Below are 17,519 nucleotides of genomic sequence, written 5' to 3' on the forward strand. Positions count from 1 at the left end.
CAGCTCTCTAGTTTGAAAGTTTTATATTGCCACTGATTGTGGAAGCATTGAGAGTAGCACTGCCATCACCAGTTTGAAACTTTAGGTATGTTTGTGGAGAGTACTTCTCTTTTGATACCTGATCATTGCTTAGCTTGTTTTTGATAGTACCTCCAGGGCCACCATTGATATCGAACGACACATTCACTTCACTATTAAAATGGACGTCAATATCACCACTGACACTGCCTAGTTTTGCTTTGTCAGTAAGTTTGCCAACTGAAAGCTCAATATCGCCGCTAACGGTTTTAATGCTAAGGCTGTCGACATCACCTAATGCGACAGTCGCATCGCCTGAGACTAATTCTACAGAGACTTGATTGGCACGGCTGCTTGCAGTCAGTTCTCCGCTGACCAAGCGATAGGCCACTTTTCCAGCGCTGCCGGTATCCTTAATTTCACCGGAGACGGTTTCTAGCATCACTTTACCGTTAAGTTCTCGGCTACTAATATCTCCTGATACAGTATGGATCATCACTTTATCTTGTAATTGAGTCGCCTTAATATCGCCACTAACCGAGCTAATATCCATTTTACCGTTGAACCCATCAATACGGTAATTAGCTGAAACGCCCTCAGCTTGTAGCTTAATCTTTTGCGGAAGCATGATGGTTAATTGGGAGCCCTCTTTGTTGCTACCGTTGTATTGCCTTGGCATCTTGTCTTCGATCACCACATGGCTACCATTAACGGTGAAGGTTAACCCTTCGCTCAATTCATCGAGTTCACCTTTAACTGAAATCTCATTTTTATCCCAAGGTTTAAAGATCACATCTCCTCGTTGAACATTGACGCTGACTTTTGCTTCTCCTTGGACCGGCTGTGTTTGGTCGACAGACTCCGCTGCAATGAGCGTTTGACTGAAGACAAGTGTGGTTAACGCTAGGCTAAAAAGTGGTGTTTTAATCATATTAATGCTCCCTGATTTAAATCTGCAGCAGGCAGGTTCTGACCTTGCTGTAATAATTCTATTTCTCGTTGTTGAGTCCAAAGCCACAGTTGCCATAGCTCTTTATCATTGGGTGTTTTCTTTAGTGTTTGATAAATTTTCTCAGCGGCTTTTCTAAGTTGCTCAATGCCTTTGTTTAACGGCAAACCGAGCTCGCTGCTTTGCCAGTTCACCTTTTGGCTTTGCTCTAATAATACGACTTGTTGCTCATGCTCAAGCTTGATATCTGCTAGCGTCGTTAAAAGTGGTGACGTGATGGTTTGCACGGTATAAGTGGGTGAGATAGCACTGTTATTCCATAGTGTTGTGCCAATAACTGCACAGAGGAGTACCACGCTTGCAACTGCCAATCTGCGCCAATGATTCGGCTGCTGGTATTCAGGTTTATCCAGTTGCTTTTCGATATCAGTCCACAGTTCGCGCTCAGGCGTTAATGTGTTGGGCGTTTGTGCGATCAACTGCTGCAATTTGTCTTGTGAATGGCTCATTTCTATACTCCTGTTAACCATCATTTAATCCAGCATTTCAGCTAATAACTTTTGTGCTCTATGGTACTGCGCCTTACTGGTTCCCGAAGCTATCCCCATAAGCTGACCGATCTCTTCATGCTTGTAGCCTTCTAGTGCATGTAGCACAAAAACAATACGAGCTCGCTCTGGTAGCTTGACCAAAATTTTGTCGAGATCTTCATATTCATCACAGACCGTTTCTACATCGGTTTCGCTGGCGACAAATCGAGACCAAAAAGAGCGATGCTTCTTTAGGCTATTCAGTGCCTGATTTACCGATAAGCTATGTAACCAAGTGGTGAACTGGCTCTGCCCTTTAAACTGAGGCAGTTTTTGCCACAGCGTCACAAAACAGTCTTGAGTAGCATCTTCCGCCAAGGCAACTTGACCTGTAATGCGAAAGCACAGCGCATACACTCGTTTGTGGTGTTGCTGATAAAGCTGTTTAAACGCAGCTTTGTCGCCTTTTTTGGCGCTATCGATAAGGTCCGGTTCATTCAATGAATTCTGCTCAAAGACCTTCAATTGTGCTGTCACTACATGTTCCTTATGTGCCTGCCGATATAGATAAGACAAAGCTAACCTATAAAAAGGTTTAAACAGAAATAAAATAAATTTTAAATTAACAATATTGGTAAGGTGATAGCGGGTTTAAGAGTAGGGGAGCTAACAAGTATGTGGTGGGGCCGAGAGATACAGCCCCTGATGGCAGAAGGCTAGTCTTGACTTACTTTTGCATAAACAAGCTGAGCACCCACAAGGTCCGAAAGCGCCGTACCTACAGTTTTAAATAGGGTGTTCTGTTCATCACTTGTACGCGCAAAAGTGCCTGACTGGCATAGCTGCGCCAATTCACCTTTAACGTCATCGAGAGAGAATGCACCTTCGGCTACCGGCAGTAATAGCTCGCCTGCTTCGGCAAAAACATTGATTTTTGAATCGACGAATACCGCGGACTTGCTAACAAGTTCGGTATCGCATTCGCGGCGGTCATGATTATGATTACCGACAAAATCGGTATGGGTACCTGCTTGTACCCACTCACCAGGAAATAAAGGGGTTGCTGAGCCTGTTGCGCAGCTAATGATATCTGCTTCACGCACGCTAGCTTCAAGGTTATCGCAGTAGAACACTTCAATACCTGGACGTTCATTACGGATAAGCTCAATCGTTGACCGGGCTTTTTCTTCACTGCGGCCCCACACTCTAATTTGCTTAATTGGACGGACACTTGCGTGGGCAAGCGCCATAAATGAAGCCAAATTACCAGTGCCGCATACTAGCAGCTTGCTTGAATTTTCACGGGATAAATACCGGCTGCCAAGTGCTGAAACCGCTGCTGTGCGCCAGTAGGTCACACTAGTGCCATCAACTAACGCTTGTGGCTCACCGGTTTCGCGGCTAAAAATAAGGATTTTCGAATAGAGGCTAGCCAAGTTTGGATCTTTTTTAGGATTGCCTGGAAAGTAGGTAAAAGCCTTTACTGCAATGGTTTTTTCGTTCCAAGAGGGAAGCACTGCAAAAGCATCACTGTGGCTGGATGATGCATCAAGGCTAAATACTTGTCGCTGTGGCATGCCTGCAGGGCGAGAAAATGTTTCATCAAGCGCATCGACGAGCTCTTTGAAGTTTAAAGAATGGTGCACAGACTCGGCATTGATGACTAACATGGAGATCCTTGTTTGCAAATATATTTTATACTATTTGTGATAATTGATTGAGTCAATCAACTTTTACAGCTCCTTAGGCGAAAGTACCTTAGCTAAATCCGTTTAAAAAATATACTAGCAATAAGCGCTTAGATATCTATGACTGAATTTATGGCGGTTTAGTGTTCGAAAATGTAGTTTAAATAAACTGGTTGGATGACTGAAATATCATCAGTCTTGACGTGGGAATTGTAATTGACTCAATCGGTTATTATTTTTTGGGCGTTGCAGTCGCTATGGTTTTAAACCGTCAATAGCTACAATACTAGTTTTAACGATTAAATATGCGGTGAAAAATAGCTTAATGTTGTAGAATTGCGCTTTTAGTTAATGTTGCTCGCTAGATGTTTTTATCTTGCTGTAGGGGGTTATATGTTGATCCGTCATAAGTTACTTTTAAGCGCTGGGGTGTCGATTGCAGCACTGGCTGCTATGTTTGGTTTACAGCTTTATTTTGGCCAAGTTCAATCAGAACTCTCTAAAGCTTCGCAAGAGATCTCCAGTCTAAAAAGTGAAGTGTTAAGTCTACGTCGTGATGAGAAAGACTTTCTTGCACGGTTAGATCTTAAATATGTTGATAGACATCAATCAAACCATAATGATATTAACGCGCTTACCCAAGACCTTCAGCGCATATTTAGCAGGCACGATATTCCCACAGAGGCACTCACTGCCTTCAATCAAGACCTCACTTTATACAGCGACACATTTAAAAATGTTGTAGCACTAAACCAAGAGGTTGGTTTAACGCCTAAGTCTGGTTTATATGGCACGCTGCGTAGCGCTGTTCATCAGGTGGAATCATTAGTTAAGCAACATGACGAACCTAGTTTAATGGTAGCAATGTTACAGCTTAGGCGCGCCGAGAAGGATTTTATGCTGAGACGTAGCGAAAGTTATGTCGCAAAATTTGATGCGGGGATCAACCAGTTTCATCAAGCGTTAGCTCAGTCAACTGTAGAAGCGGCTTCTCAACAAAACATCGCCAAACTCATTAATCAATATAATGCTGATTTCAAAGAGTTAGTAAGCAAAGAGCGCCAGCTCGGACTTAACATCACCCTAGGGGAAATGGGCGAGCTTAGGCAGGCGGTAGCCAATACAGACAGCGCACTTAATCAACTCGAATCGTTAGCGAGTGCTGCGATTAAAGAGAAGGAAGATTCCGCTTTTTACTTTGGTTTATCAATAGCCGTGTTAATTGCTTTGGCTTTATCGGCTGCTACATTTGTGATTATTCGCAGTATCATTGATCCGGTTAAACAGATCACCGCAGTGATCACCCATATTGAAGTCAATAAAGACTTATCTATGCGCTGTGATGAAAGCAGTGATGATGAACTTGGACAAATTGCCAAGCACTTCAATAGTATGGTTGAAAGCTTTCAGGAACTTATTGAGCAGGTCACAACGTCAGTTGACACCATGAACCAGTCCTGTCAAGAACTGGCAAGCAATGTGACGCGAGCTTCTGAAGGGGTAGCGAGTCAGTTAAATGAGACTGATATGGTTGCTACGGCGGTAACAGAAATGGGAGCCACCATCGAAGAGATCGCTAAAAACACTGAACTTGCCGCTAATAAAGCGAGTAGCACTCACGAGAATGCTCAACTCGGTCAACGTGGCGTTGAGCAAACTATTGAGAAAATAGAGTCATTGGCTCAGCAAATTAACGAATCTTCCATTGTGGTGAATGAACTTGAAAAAGACAGTGAAACCATTGGCAGTGTGTTGAGTGTAATTAAGTCTATTGCCGAACAGACTAATTTACTGGCCCTAAATGCAGCGATTGAAGCAGCACGAGCAGGAGAGCAGGGGCGAGGCTTTGCTGTTGTTGCAGATGAAGTGCGTAGCTTAGCGCTGAGAACACAGGAGTCTACTGAAGAGATTTCCAATATTGTTCAGGCTTTGCAAAGTCGAACTCGCTCAATTGTACAAGTGATGAGCGCCAGCCGTATTCAAGGAGGCGAAAGTGCAGCGCAAGCAGCATCTGCTGGGGATCTACTGCAACAAATAAACAACGATGTTACCAATATTATGGATATGAGCACTCAGATCGCTGCGGCGATTGAGGAGCAAAGTATGGTGGCGACAGAGGTAAACAAAAACGTAGTGGTGATTAGAGATATCGCTCAAGCCACAGCTGATAGCGCTGCTGAAAACTCTGCAGCGACAGAAAATGTCAAAGAGCGAGCGGAGTTTTTGCAACGAGCAGTGAGTAAGTTTAAGATCTAGTCTCATGCCCAGAACAATAAAAAGGCTAGCTTAAATTGCTAGTCTTTTTTATGCAGCTTGTCTAAGGGGAGGCTCTGGGGACAAGACGCAGTGGTGCGGCGTCACTTAAATAAGCCTCATCCACTTGATCAAGCTTGTTATAGCTAATCATCTGTCTGATCCCATCGATATAAGCTTGTCCTCTTTCTGAGTATTTATCCAAGGTTCCAGCGAGTTCCATGCCGGTTATGGGAGCGTTACTGGCCCTTAGGCTAGCTCTTAAACTGCGTAGTTTCTTATAGGCATTATTGGTATTGAGATTAAGCATATATCCTTCAACAGACGCTAACGGAGTATCAAAACGGGCGAGACCATAATTGCCAAGTTCTTTTCGCTGTTGTTTAGGGATCATGCCGTTACCACTGAAATCCCATTGGCCGAAAAATGCATTGCCTTCGATAGTAAACCTTGAAGTTGCCCAGCCACTCTCTTCAGCTGCTTGCACTAATACCAATGACGGCGGCAGAATATCTATCTCTTCAAGCAATTGCTGCCGCTGCTGTTCGGTTATAGGTTGATCAACACTCTTAATCATCCGATATTTCACTGCGATATTGAGCAATACAATGTCATCTAAAGGAGCTGATTCAATTAAGCGCCTCTCTAGTAAAATATTCTCGTTAGCCATTAAGATTAGCGGCGCAAGCAATCGAAAAAATACCATCTTTTTTTGTTGAACAGGAATTTTATTCGAGGTTTCCTGCCAGCGTTCACTGACTGAATCAAAGGTCAGTCTGGGAACTTCTCGATTGCCCTCTTGCCAACTCTTTGTGTTGTAATTTAAAGAGTCAAACAGGGTCGAAAGTTCATCAAGAGAGTTAATTTGAACATCTTTAGGAGCCTGAGTCGGTCTGTCATCAGAGACTTTTATGAAGCTCATTTGGGTCTGCGTCGACCCCTCTTTTGTTGCAAGATCTGCTGCAACAAGGCGTTGTTCTGAGGCTGTATTATCGAGCTGTTCACTGCTGCTTTTATTGCCAACCACTTTAGCCGCTTCTTCAGCTTTTTTTACTGACTCTGCCGTATTAACGACTGCGCTATCATTGTCTGGGCTAAATTGAGAGTTAGCCGCATAAACGAGGGATAAAATAGCCGCAGCAAGTAGCGCGAGTTGTACTTGAGGTTTTCTAAGCATTAAAGCGTCCTTTATTTGCTTTTTATGAAGCACTAGCAATGGGTGGGTTATCGTTTAAATTTAGTCGAAGATCGATCAATATTCTTGAATTCTATTAACTTAACTAAAGTGGCGGCAGCATATCACCATCAAGCTTAATGCGAGGTGAATATAGAGTGAATAGAATAGGCGCAGCTATTCAGCATGCTAGTTGTTGTAGTGTGAGGCAATAAAAAGGCGGCAATGTTACAACAAAAGTATAAGCCCGGAGTTGTATCCGGGCTTGGTGATGACAGTTAATTATTGGCTTAGGTCAACGGCGGTTTGCTGTGAATAATAGAGTGCGACATCTTTCATTTCAGTTTCGGATAGCATGCTCGCTTGCCCTTGCATAATGGGATTTATGCGCTCACCACGTTTAAACTGTACTAGCTGTTTAAACAGATAAGCCCCTTTTTGCCCCTTTAGGTTAGGATAAGTAGACATCATTTTTAGCATCGCGTCACCATGGCAAGCAACACAGCGTTGGTTAGCTAACACCTCGCCTTTACTTGCATCGGCCTGATAGTTGAGCAGCTCACTTTCTAAAGCTAACTCTTTGAGAGCAAGCGTCTCTTTGAAGGAGTTGTCTTGAGCTTCTACATTACCGATTACTAAGCTTGTCAGCAGGGTACTGCAGCAGGCAATTTTTAATAGAGAGTGCTGCACATTAATGCTCCTTGATGGCTGGCGATAGCTTTATCGGCATGGGCGGCATTTTGTTTGCATCCAAAGGCTTACGTCTGAAGATCTTCATATCAATGCCTGTTTCGTTGTAATAGGTTTCAAGGTAATCAAGTACAGGTTCCCAAGTATCAGACAAGTCCCAAAGCCCCTGAGTGTCGATCATCCACTGAATCGTTTCTCGCCACACTTCTCGGCTACCAACATTCTGTGGAATAATTAGGCTAGTGTGGCAGGCGTTGCATTGCTGCTTAACCACTTCCCATCCTGGCGCCATAATTAGTCCAGTAGTCGGGTCAACCGGATAGCTTTTGACTTGAATCGAGTCCGCGGCCATCGCAGCAGGCATAAGTATTGTGCTTAGCACTGCGATGGAAAAGAGTGCTTTTCTCATCATACGACCCTTACTGCGACACGATGACAGCCGTTAAAGAGATAGCCTTTAGGATTCCACTGCGGTTGCACCATTGGTTGAGTATCGCCTTTTGCATCCGTTGCGCGGGCCCAGATTTCGTAGTAGCCAGTTTGCGGTAGCTTGAGTTCAATATTCCACTGCTGCCAAGCCATTGGGTTTACTGCTTTGGTTAACGCTGCGGTCTGCCATGTTGTGCCGTAGTCATAGCTGACTTCAACTTTAGCCACGTCACGGGTGCCTGCCCAGGCATGCCCGCTAACTTGCAAAGTGTCACCTAAAGTGAGTTCTCCACCTGTTTGTGGTGCTGTAATAAGTGACTTTACGATCATCTCTTCAATGATTTTAAAGTCCTTATTGTCGACTTTCTCACCTGGAGCTACTGGATTGGTTGGCACTTGATAAGCTGGAGCTGCCATTTTTTTACCATCGTGAACACGGTCTCTAACGCCCATACCTACGGCACATTTTTGTGAAACTGAGCCAGGGCGACCACCAAAAACAATCCGTAAAGGGTAGCCATGCATATACGGAATATCTTCGCCGTTCATACCCCAAGCAATCATAGCGTTTTCATTCATGGCGGCTTCAATAGGCACCCCACGTGAAATGGCGGCTCCTTTGCCGCTAATGTGTTTATCAGCACCATAGTGCGCCGTGTATACCGCATCGCTTTTAACGCCACAATCAGCAAGTACGTCTTTGACTAAAACCCCAGTCCATTCTGCGCAGAAAACCGCAGTATTACTCCATTGGTTGCCTTTGGCATTGGGGTAGAAGTTCTCACGGCTATTGCCGCCACACTCTAATACCAGTTGTTGGGTGACGGTTTTAAATTTTTGCTTGAGCTCGGCAATGGTGTAGGTCTTTGGTGTTTCAATTGACTCGCCATCAACGGTGAACTCCCAAGTGTCTGCATCAATCTCTGCAAAATTCGGCATCTGTCCATTCCAACGAATAAATGCGACATCTGCAGGTGTTTTTACTGGAGCAAGCAGGTGCTCAGGTGGAAACGCGTTGAGTGGATTTGAATTCAATACTTTAAAATGGCTAGGTAGGTCATCGACTTTCGACCAGGTGACCGCTGATACATCAAGCGGTGCCATTCCTGCAGGGCGGTTTTGCGCAAATGCCCAACTTGTAGGCAGCATTACTGATACTGAGGTTGCAACAGCACCTTTTAGAAAATTTCGTCTATCGATAGCCATTAGTGTTGTTCCTTTCCTGTATAGAAGTAGTTTGCCATCTGTTGCATCTGCTCTTCGGTTAGCAGTTTTGCGACCTTGCTCATCGTCTTATCCGGCCGTTGGCCTGATTTAAACTGCTTTAATTGTTCGACCATATAGGCAGCGTTTTGCCCCTTTAGATTAGGGATTGAGCTGTAATTGTTACTGCCATCTTCACCGTGACAGGCGATACACATGTGCAGCAATTTCTGACTTTCTTGTGCCTGTAACTGCGTCACTTGTCCTGCAAGTGGTGCGAGTACAAAAATAAATACAGCTAACTTAATTTTCATAACACTCATAAATAGCCCTTTTCGGGGGAAGTAATTATTTTCACAAAGTGAATAGCGCCCTTTTCGTATCGCGCTCTTAATGACTCGCGTGCTTGAGCGACAACATAGGGCTCTAATGTTTTTTAATAGTTATCAAAAGCTGTATCAGCGATTGAGATCGTAAAATTACAGATAAATGTGATCTATAGCCTGTAAAAAGTTATAAAAAGTTCTAAAAGAACCGGTTTTATAGAAGGTAAATGGCTTGTATAGGCGGAATTTGTTCGTTTAAATAGAACGTTAATGCGAGGAATTACTATTGCTTAGTTATTGAACTTGTCGCAATAGCTTGCTAGGAGAGCCGCTGACTTATCGAGATTAGAGCCATTTAACTGATAATGAGCTGATTATTAGGTGGTGTTTTATTCGCGGCTATGTGAAGGTTAGCTTCAACTGAAGTGATGTATTTAAGGCCTAGTCGATGTTTGAACTGATTTTTATTTCAAAAATTTTAGTCTCAATTTTTGCAGTGCTCGGCCTCTCTTTCATCGCTGAACATGTTAGCCCTAAGGTTGCAGGGATCTTATCGGGTTACCCATTAGGAACGGCTATTGCCCTTTTCTATATCGGGCTAGAGAATGGTGAGCAATTTGCGGCTAGCAGCGCCGTGTTTACCCTTTCAGGCTTTAGTGCTTCGCTAGCTTTAGTTTATGTCTACTATCAAGTCTCATCGGCATTGGATAATAATGTTAAACAGGTATCAGTGCCGATGAATGCCTGCATTACCTCGTTGTGCAGCATTATTGCTTTTCTCTTTGTTGGGCTTTTATTGGCTTGGTTTGAACTGGCTATAATTCCAAGCTTACTTTTGTCAATAAGTGCTATTGCTGTGTTTGGTTACTTGCTCAGGAAAATTCAAGATACAAGAGTAGCGGCTACAACGACGTTAAAAGGGTGGGGGTTACTGCTCCGTGCAATCGCAGCAGCGGCAATTGTTATTGCCATTACCGGTGTGGCAAAACTAATTGGTCCGAATTGGTCTGGGTTATTATCAGCCTTCCCTATCACTCTTTTCCCATTTTTAATCATTATTCATCTTACATATGGTAGTAAGCAGGTACACACGATTATCAAGCACTATCCATTTGGCTTGGGTTGTTTGTTAATTTATGCCGTGTGCGTTGCTCATTTATATTCAACGCTAGGCTTGGGATTGGGGACCGTATTGGCATTTGTTGCGGCAACATTATACTTGTTACTCTTGGCCTTGCTTCAAAAACGATTATCGCGACAAAGTATGACTAGGGCCTGTTGATTTTTCGAGCTTAGTTTTTATTCGATTCTTTACCGTAAGGAATAATGCTTCTAGTGCAAGGCTTGAGCGATGACGCTTAGCCAGCTAAGTGAAGAGCTCATAACGCATTCTAGTCATAAAAGAATAGAAGCAATGAAACGAATCCAAAGGACGGCATTTCTTGGCTATTTCTTCTGCGTTAACGGCTATTTGTGGAGAATGACGACACTACATAGCCTCAGCCTTGCCAAAATAGCCAATAAATTGCTTTAAAAACAACTATGAAAGATCAACTGACCCTAGCAATCTAAGCTAAGTTTTGTTACTTACACCTGCCCTAAGCGGATCTCTTTTTGGAGTGTTGCCCAGTTGATCACGCCAACTATATTGTCTGCATTATCTTGATATATGTAGACCTCACCGCGTCGCTCTTTAGATAAGCACAGGTAAACCTCATTAAGGGTGGCTGTATCTGCTATTCCCTGGATCGGATGCCTCGTTAATGTAGTGGCAGTATCGCTGGCTTGCAGTTCAAGTTGGAGCATCTCTACTTCATTGTTGGTATTACGTGCTAATACTGAGCGACCTTCAGCACGTTTTAGCACTTCTAATAGTAACTCATCATCGTCGCGAACAATCACAAACCGCTTATCCATAAGGTGGCGTACACCAACCTTTTGTAGACCTAGGTTCACTGGCGCGACTTTATAACCAAGCCCCATTATTTCAAGCTGCTTGAAGAAGATTGATTTGGTTTTAAACCCTTGGTGTGAGATTAAGAACGCAGGAATAACGACAAACATTGACGGCAAAATGATAGAAGCGTTATCAGTCAATTCTATCAGGGCGACTAGAGCAGCTAGTGGTGCACTTAAACAAACTCCCATCATGCCTGTCATCCCAATAATGGTGTAAAGGCCAATATAAGGCGCAATCGATGGGAACCACATAGCACAAATTAAGCCGAGTATTGTACCGAGCAGGGCGCCTATACCATATAAAGGACCGATTAAACCGCCAGGGATCCCAAGTCCTATTGCAGCTATTGTGGCCACCATCTTGCCAATGAGTATTGCGCTTAAAAATAAAATGCTTGGGTGCTCACTAATTGTTTCTGCAATGGCCAGTTCGCCGCTACCAATAGCTTGTGGTAACACCAGCCCAACTAAAGTGGTAATGGCTCCAGCCAGCAGTAGCCTTTGCATTAATGGCCACTTTTGACCCATTGCGGTAATGCTCAGTAGCGAGCGGTTAAAAAAGGCCGCAATACAACCCAGTACAATGCCAAATAGAGCTAGCAGTGGGTACTGGCTAAGGGGAATGACTGCTGCACCTATCTGTTCAAACTCATGCACATTACCAAAAACTATCTGACTGCTTAATGCGCCGCAAATAGCAGAGATCATTACTGGGAAAAAGTAGTGAATTTTGTATTCACGCAGCACCACTTCAAATACAAAAATAACCGCTGCTAACGGCGCGTTGAAAATGGCTGCGATACCAGCAGCGATACCGCTGGCACACATAATACGGACACTGTTATCGGGCAGTTTGAATTTTTCAGCGAGTACGCTAGCACTGACGGCGCCGAGATGAATCGCTGGACCTTCACGGCCAACAGAGAAGTTAGTTGCTAGGGCAAACAGCGCTTGAAAGAACTGACCCGGGGCTGATTGCAGTGGAATTTTGCCATAATGCAGCTTAACGCGATGAATTACGTAGGCAATTCCCATGCGTTTATATCGTTTAGATCCCATTTTTGCTACGCCCCAGATCAAAAAAGATCCGAAAAGCGGCAATAACACTCGCCAGTCATCGATGATATCCGTAAAATTCAGAGCCTGAGTCTGGGTATAGGTGTCAAACCAAACTAAGAGTAATCTAAAAAGCAGGATGACACCTGATGCAAACAAGGCAAAAAGCAATGCAAGTAGACACAGCTGAACACTTACCTTCGCTTGAGAAAGCGTGTCTTTAAGTTCAGTACTGAGATACTTTTTAACTTGCTGCTGCATTTTAACGATTGTTTGATACACAGACATTTCCAAAATTTTTGATTGTCACATTTATATTTGAATGTGAGGTTTTTATTAAGGGGCTGTTACTTAATGGCAAATTATCATCGTTGGCTTGATCGCTTGCAAGTGATTGAGCGACAATTTCGTACCTCTAGTGTTTATTTATTTTTATTGATTGTCACTGCTTTTGTTCTAGGGGCGTTGTGTTTTGATGTTGGTTCTCGTTATTTTACGCCAAAAGTCGAGCAACAGGCAGATCGAACCCAAGAGTTTAACGCGCTGTTAAAGGAGCAGGCTGATACGTTAGCTGCGCGCAATATTGAATTGGCACTCGAGCGAGAAGCCAACAGTAACATGCAAGCGATGTTTGTTGAGCAAGAAGCTAAGCAGAAGGAGCTTTCTCGTGAGCTGGCATTTTACCGTAGCGTGATGGCGCCAGAAAACAGCGCTGAAGGCATAGCGATTAATGGTTTAGAGTTGATACCTGAGCTATTGCCACGTCAGTACCGTGTTAAATTGGTGCTGACTCAACTTGAAAAGCGTCGGCGTTCAGTGTCGGGGCGCAGCGAAGTGAGCTTTATCGGTCTGCAAGATGGTAAGGCTAAAACCATTAAGTTATCTGAATTAAGTGAAGCAGCGTTCAAATTTAAGTTTACCTATTTTCAGGTTCTAGAAACAGAATTTACTTTACCTGAAGGCTTCATCTTATCTAGAGTGAAGGCTAAGGTCGTTGTTCCAGCAAGTCGCTGGACTAAAGGGTCACAGACTGAACAGGAATATAGTTCACAAGAATTACTTGTGAATGAAAATGAGCAGAGCATATTACTTGAACAAAACGGTCAGGTATTAGATAATTCTGCACAGCAAATAGATGTAAGAGGTAGTAATGACTGAACAAGCTGAAGATGCTTTGCCAATTAGCTTTACTGATGCGGCTGCATTAAAAGTAAAAACCTTGCTCGATGAAGAAGAAAACGATGCCCTTAAATTACGTGTATACGTAACTGGTGGCGGTTGCTCAGGTTTCCAATATGGTTTCACTTTCGATGAGAAAGTAAATGAAGGTGACTTTACTGTAGAGAAGCAGGGTGTTCAGTTAGTTGTTGACCCTATGAGCCTGCAATACCTTGTTGGCGGTGAAGTGGATTACACTTCAGGCCTTGAGGGATCACGCTTTTTTGTAAAGAATCCAAACGCGACGACAACCTGTGGTTGTGGTGCTAGTTTCTCAGTATAAGTCAATCGCTTACTGAGAGTCAGTTCCGTCCATTAAAAAGCCGTCAATAGACGGCTTTTTTGTGTCTGGGTACTCAATACTTGGGGCTGTTGATCTTTCACGGTTGTTTTTGCCGCAGTTTATTGGCTATTTTGACAAGGCGGAGGCTATGCCGTTTAGTTATTCTCCACAAATAGTCTACAACACAGTAAAAATAGCCAAGAAACGCGGCCCTTTGGGTTCGATTCAATGCTTCTATTCTTTTATGACTAGAATGTGTTATGAGCTTTTCACTTAGCCGGCTAAGCTTTATCGCTCAAGCCTTGTACTAGAAGCATTATTCCTTACGGTAAAGAACCGAACAAAAACTAAGCTCGAAAGATCAACAGCCCCTAGTCAACGCATAATATTAAGATCCACTTTTCGATTAAAGTATGAGCCAACTTTAGCTGTGAACGCAATCCACACTTGTACTATCGCTAATATAATCAATATGCTAAATATTATCCAGTCTGGCACTTGAGCTTTAAAGCTGCCGATAGCAAAACTTGAAGGGCCTGAAGCTGCAAGGTTTTCAGGGTCGTACAATACGACTGGCAAGATGCTAACGATAGCCAATTGCAATGAAGTGTATACCCGTAGCATGATTAACGCTGCTTTTTGTCTGCCAATAATTGCCAGCACCATAAATAGGGTCAATATACAAAACAGCACACCTTGTTTGGCAAGTAAGCCACTGACTGAAATTATCACTAAAAAAGCAAGTAGCGCGATAAGCCGTTTGGGCATGCTCACTTTGGTTGGTGCGGTAGTATTGTTAGCGGTATTTTTAGTTTCCACTTTTTAATCTCTTTGCAGACGGTAGGGAATAAAGGCTAGCGAATCGCTAGCCATAAAACGATAGAAATTAGTGACGCTTTTTAGGGGCTAAACGCTCTTCAAGTTCGTAAGGTGGGATCACCACACCTAAATCATCCTGTACTGGGAATACAGCAACAAACAAGTCATCATCCTGCATACCTGGCACCCAACGCTCTAACCATTCATCAAGGGGGATTGCTAAAGCTTGGCAATCTTTCCAGTCATCAACAGCCCAAAGTGCAGCCGCTTCTTCTGTTGGCCACATTGGGATGCAGTCTTCATCATCGGTGGTAAGCATTACACAACCGTCTAGGTCTTGTAGAGACCATAAGGTTTTGTGCTCTTTAACTTGCTCAACAAGGTAGTCGTAACGAGATTCTGGCGTCATTTCAGTAATTTGCTTTAAGCTTTTGCTTTTGTTGCTCATGGTGTACGTCTCTTCATTTTAAAGGGGGCGAGCGTAAGCTATGCACGCAATGCGCCGAATTGCTGTGGATAGTAACATTTCATGCCGCAATGAAAAAGAAAACAGAGCCTATTCAGCTCTGTTTTGGGGATTGCTATGTTTTTGCATTAAAGAACTTATAAATAATGCCTGCGAGTATGGCGCCCGCAATGGGGGCGAGCCAAAATAGCCACAGCTGAGACAGTGCCCAATCACCAACAAACAGCGCAGGACCGGTACTGCGAGCAGGGTTCACAGAGGTATTGGTTACCGGAATACTAATCAAGTGGATAAGGGTGAGTCCCAAACCAATAGCAATGGGGGCAAAACCTTTTGGCGCTCGGTCATCGGTGGCGCCTAAAATAATGATAAGGAAAAATAACGTCATTACCACCTCACACACCAACGCAGCAGTTAGGCTATACCCACCAGGGGAGTGTTCGCCAAAGCCATTAGAGGCAAAGCCGCCAGCAAGGCTAAAACCATCTTGGCCAGAGGCTATTAGATATAGAATACCTGCACCTGCGATACCACCCAATACTTGGGCGATAATATAGGGTGCCAGCTCTGATGCCGGAAAACGGCCACCGGCCCACAAGCCAAATGAAACCGCGGGGTTGAGGTGACATCCCGATATATGACCAATGGCGTAGGCCATGGTTAATACAGTCAGACCAAAGGCAAAGGCGACTCCGAGTAAGCCAATGCCAACGTCAGGAAAAGCTGCGGCTAACACTGCGCTGCCACAGCCCCCTAATACTAACCACAATGTGCCGATAAATTCAGCCGCCATTTTTTGAGTTATATTCATAAGTCTTAATCCTTTTCGATTTGACCGACATACCTCAATGAATCGTCTAGGCGACAATATCCATTATGTGGTTTATATGTAAAGTTCACGCACTGCTATTGAATATAAAGCATAATTTGAATAAATGTTAATTTGATGATTGTCATCACGCTTGATATAGAGAGCAGCAAGCGTGGCTGAGCTTAGCGCCTATAAGTTACTGGCTTACCATCTGCATCAATATTGCTGCAATATCGGTATTGTCTTGATGACCAGTAAACGCCTTGTGCCCCTTGCCATAAGCAAAAACCTGAACGTCAACGCCATCGTGACCACTCGTTGTCCAGCCTGTATAAGTGATTTCATCAATGAGTTGCTTTATAAAACGGGTCAGATACTTTGTTGGCTTTTTTTCAAATTTAGCATCGGCAACGTTCTTGATAAGTCGAGCATCTTGCTCTTTAGTGAGTGGTAATTGAGTGGTTTGTTGCCAAAGTGAAATAGGTTGCTCAGTTTGCAGCATTTTTTCTGCAATCGCGCTTGGCATCATGGTCACTTGCTTTAGTGCTTGGCCTTTCCATTGATAAGTGCCAGCTCGGCCTAAGCTGAGGCCACCAGTGGAATGATCGGCAGTCATCACCAGCAGGGTATCTGGATGGGTATCGATATAGGCTTTTATTAATGTCACCGTCTTGGCTAAGTCATCCATCTCTGCCATTGCGCAGCTAATATCGTTGCTGTGGCCACACCAATCAATTTGACTGGCTTCGACCATCATTAAAAAGGGCTTTTTTTGTGCGCTTGCGAGTTGCAGTGCTTTATCTGTCATCTGCATTAAACGTTGAGGGTATTCACTGCCAAGTGCGGGCTTTAAGCCTTTAGGAGCAAATAGCCCGAGAGCGGGAAACTGGTTCAGTTGTTCTAGATCCGCGATATTGTCGATGTAATGATAGCCAAACTTGATAAAGCCTTTGGTAAGGTCTTTGTCATCACGGACAAAGTATTGCTGCCCCCCACCAAACATTAGATCTGCTATCGGTTGACCATTTATAAGATTTGTTAGGTAGCTATCCGCGATCTCATTATAGTTACGACGATGCTCGTTATGTGCCAGAAAGCTTGCCGGCGTCGCGTGGTTTATTTGTGAGGTAACCACTACAGCAGTGGTTTTATTAGCCGCTTTGGCTTGTTCGAGTAAGGTCATTAAAGGTTGCTGCTCTTTCGTTACTGCAATCGCGCCATTATAGGTCTTATGGCTGGTGGCTAGCGCCGTTGCTGCAGCTGCTGAGTCGGTAACGTAGGTGTCATCATCAGGGTAGGTACTCGACATGCCTACCAACAGTTGGTCGAAGATGGTTTTTTCCACCGCCCTTGTGTTTGGATCATCATTAAAGTAGCGGTAGGCGGAGGTGTAAGCTGGCCCCATACCATCACCGATCACGTAGATGATGTTTTTTGGTACTGTTAGTTTTGATGTTGTTGCCAACGTGCTGGCTGAGTGAGCGCTGAAAAGAGTGAATAGTGATAACAGTAGTGCAGAGGGTTTCAATAAGTACTGCATAGAAATATCCCTAATTAGAAATGTAAAAGTCGTTTAGATAGCATTTACTTAAGTCGTAGTATTCGTTAGAACATTTGTTTGGGGTCTAAGGCTTAAACTAAGGCATC

General features: G+C 43.8%; 18 protein-coding genes. 4 read left to right on the top strand and 14 right to left on the bottom strand.

Features of this window, described 5'->3' with window-relative positions; genetic code table 11:
* Positions 1-7: 7 nt before the first annotated feature.
* From L2730_RS18335 to lhpI, 4 genes are all read right to left on the bottom strand, one after another.
* Positions 8-949, bottom strand: coding sequence for a DUF4097 family beta strand repeat-containing protein (locus L2730_RS18335; protein WP_248975906.1), 942 nt, complete (start codon positions 947-949; stop codon positions 8-10).
* Complete coding sequence (locus L2730_RS18340; protein WP_248975907.1) at positions 946-1,476, bottom strand: hypothetical protein; 531 nt, start codon at positions 1,474-1,476, stop codon at positions 946-948. Before L2730_RS18340 ends, L2730_RS18335 begins: the two co-directional genes overlap by 4 nt.
* Positions 1,477-1,500: 24 nt before the next feature.
* Positions 1,501-2,034 carry an RNA polymerase sigma factor gene (locus L2730_RS18345; RefSeq protein WP_248975908.1) on the bottom strand — a complete coding sequence of 178 codons (534 nt, stop codon included), beginning with the start codon at positions 2,032-2,034 and terminating at the stop codon, positions 1,501-1,503.
* Between the two features lie 179 nt (positions 2,035-2,213).
* A complete protein-coding gene (gene lhpI / locus L2730_RS18350) occupies positions 2,214-3,167 on the bottom strand; it encodes a bifunctional Delta(1)-pyrroline-2-carboxylate/Delta(1)-piperideine-2-carboxylate reductase (RefSeq protein WP_248975909.1) in 954 nt (317 codons plus the stop codon).
* A 411-nt stretch (positions 3,168-3,578) separates the two neighbouring features.
* Here lhpI and L2730_RS18355 point away from each other — a divergent pair, with 411 nt between their 5' ends.
* Positions 3,579-5,441, top strand: a complete 1,863-nt coding sequence (locus tag L2730_RS18355) for a methyl-accepting chemotaxis protein (RefSeq protein WP_248975910.1) — start codon at positions 3,579-3,581, stop codon at positions 5,439-5,441.
* Between the two features lie 61 nt (positions 5,442-5,502).
* Here the strand turns inward: L2730_RS18355 and L2730_RS18360 are convergent, their stop codons facing one another.
* The 5 genes from L2730_RS18360 to L2730_RS18380 all read right to left on the bottom strand — a co-directional run bounded on the left by L2730_RS18360 (position 5,503) and on the right by L2730_RS18380 (position 9,257).
* Entirely contained in the window at positions 5,503-6,360 is an 858-nt protein-coding gene (locus L2730_RS18360) for a glucosaminidase domain-containing protein (RefSeq protein ID WP_428848472.1), read from the bottom strand.
* A 534-nt stretch (positions 6,361-6,894) separates the two neighbouring features.
* Complete coding sequence (locus tag L2730_RS18365) at positions 6,895-7,302, bottom strand: c-type cytochrome (protein WP_248975912.1); 408 nt, start codon at positions 7,300-7,302, stop codon at positions 6,895-6,897.
* A gap of 1 nt (position 7,303) precedes the next feature.
* Positions 7,304-7,711 (bottom strand): cytochrome C, encoded by a 408-nt coding sequence (locus tag L2730_RS18370; protein ID WP_248975934.1) that lies wholly within the window; start codon positions 7,709-7,711, stop codon positions 7,304-7,306.
* Complete coding sequence (locus L2730_RS18375) at positions 7,711-8,937, bottom strand: sulfite oxidase (RefSeq protein WP_248975913.1); 1,227 nt, start codon at positions 8,935-8,937, stop codon at positions 7,711-7,713. Before L2730_RS18375 ends, L2730_RS18370 begins: the two co-directional genes overlap by 1 nt.
* On the bottom strand, positions 8,937-9,257 hold the full coding sequence (locus L2730_RS18380) for a c-type cytochrome (RefSeq protein WP_248975914.1): 321 nt from the start codon (positions 9,255-9,257) through the stop codon (positions 8,937-8,939). The genes L2730_RS18375 and L2730_RS18380 overlap by 1 nt, the downstream gene beginning before the upstream one ends.
* A gap of 451 nt (positions 9,258-9,708) precedes the next feature.
* On the opposite strand from L2730_RS18380, the gene L2730_RS18385 reads away from it, so the two are divergent.
* On the top strand, positions 9,709-10,542 hold the full coding sequence (locus tag L2730_RS18385; protein WP_248975915.1) for a hypothetical protein: 834 nt from the start codon (positions 9,709-9,711) through the stop codon (positions 10,540-10,542).
* 305 nt (positions 10,543-10,847) lie between these two features.
* Here L2730_RS18385 and L2730_RS18390 read toward each other — a convergent pair whose 3' ends face one another.
* Entirely contained in the window at positions 10,848-12,563 is a 1,716-nt protein-coding gene (locus L2730_RS18390; protein WP_248975916.1) for a chloride channel protein, read from the bottom strand.
* Between the two features lie 66 nt (positions 12,564-12,629).
* On the opposite strand from L2730_RS18390, the gene L2730_RS18395 reads away from it, so the two are divergent.
* Complete coding sequence (locus L2730_RS18395) at positions 12,630-13,433, top strand: DUF6776 family protein (protein WP_248975917.1); 804 nt, start codon at positions 12,630-12,632, stop codon at positions 13,431-13,433.
* A complete protein-coding gene (erpA, locus tag L2730_RS18400) occupies positions 13,426-13,776 on the top strand; it encodes an iron-sulfur cluster insertion protein ErpA (RefSeq protein WP_020913868.1) in 351 nt (116 codons plus the stop codon). Before L2730_RS18395 ends, erpA begins: the two co-directional genes overlap by 8 nt.
* Before the next feature lie 375 nt (positions 13,777-14,151).
* Here the strand turns inward: erpA and L2730_RS18405 are convergent, their stop codons facing one another.
* The 4 genes from L2730_RS18405 to L2730_RS18420 form a co-directional block, all read right to left on the bottom strand.
* Complete coding sequence (locus tag L2730_RS18405; protein WP_428848470.1) at positions 14,152-14,595, bottom strand: hypothetical protein; 444 nt, start codon at positions 14,593-14,595, stop codon at positions 14,152-14,154.
* Positions 14,596-14,662: 67 nt separating this feature from the next.
* Positions 14,663-15,043 (bottom strand): DUF2750 domain-containing protein, encoded by a 381-nt coding sequence (locus tag L2730_RS18410; RefSeq protein ID WP_248975918.1) that lies wholly within the window; start codon positions 15,041-15,043, stop codon positions 14,663-14,665.
* Between the two features lie 133 nt (positions 15,044-15,176).
* On the bottom strand, positions 15,177-15,872 hold the full coding sequence (gene aqpZ, locus L2730_RS18415) for an aquaporin Z (RefSeq protein ID WP_248975919.1): 696 nt from the start codon (positions 15,870-15,872) through the stop codon (positions 15,177-15,179).
* A 196-nt stretch (positions 15,873-16,068) separates the two neighbouring features.
* A complete protein-coding gene (locus L2730_RS18420; protein WP_248975920.1) occupies positions 16,069-17,412 on the bottom strand; it encodes an alkaline phosphatase in 1,344 nt (447 codons plus the stop codon).
* Positions 17,413-17,519: the final 107 nt, after the last annotated feature.

It is taken from the genome of Shewanella kaireitica, from assembly GCF_023284045.1.
GTDB classification, from domain to species: domain Bacteria; phylum Pseudomonadota; class Gammaproteobacteria; order Enterobacterales; family Shewanellaceae; genus Shewanella; species Shewanella kaireitica.